1 pseudogene is annotated in these 526 nt (G+C 49.4%); it reads right to left on the minus strand.

Annotation, left to right across the window (positions count from 1 at the left end):
* Nucleotides 1–38 precede the first annotated feature (38 nt).
* A pseudogene (locus ACTHTS_RS11005) lies at nucleotides 39–526 on the minus strand (aromatic amino acid aminotransferase); the annotation flags it as partial.

Genomic DNA, 526 nt, shown 5'->3' on the forward strand with positions numbered 1-526 from the left:
GGTTGGTTTTTGTCGGCGGGGGGTTTTGTTGGGGTTTCTCATTGTTTGGGTGTAGGGTTGGTGCCGGTAGGGTTGTGGTAGCAGTCGTGCGGTAGTGCGATGTTGCCTTTTTGCGCTTGGTTCGGGTTTTTGATTGTGTTGTTTTGGTTTGGGTTGTGTTTGGTGGTGTTGTGGTGGTGGTGGGGTTTGTTTTGGGTGTTGGTTGTTTTGGTGGTGGTGTTGTGGTTGGGTTGGGTTGGGTTGGGGGTTTGGGTGGTTTGTGTGTTTGGTTGGTGTTTGGTGGGTTTGGTTGGGGTGTGTGGTGTGTTTGTGCCGTCGGGGTTTTGTGTTGTTTTTGTGTGGTGGTTGGCGGTGGTTTTGTGGTTTTTGTCAGACGGTGGGGTTTGGGTTTGTTTGTTGTGGTTGGTAATGCTGTTGGTGGTTGGGTAGTTTTTGGTTGTTTTGCTTTCTAGCGGGTGTTTTTTGGCCTTTTTGGTGGTTTTGATGGTGGGTGTTGTGTTGGGTGTGTTTTTGTGTGTGTTGGTGT

It is taken from the genome of Neisseria sp. P0019.S003 (genome assembly GCF_051957115.1).
GTDB classification, from domain to species: domain Bacteria; phylum Pseudomonadota; class Gammaproteobacteria; order Burkholderiales; family Neisseriaceae; genus Neisseria; species Neisseria flavescens_D.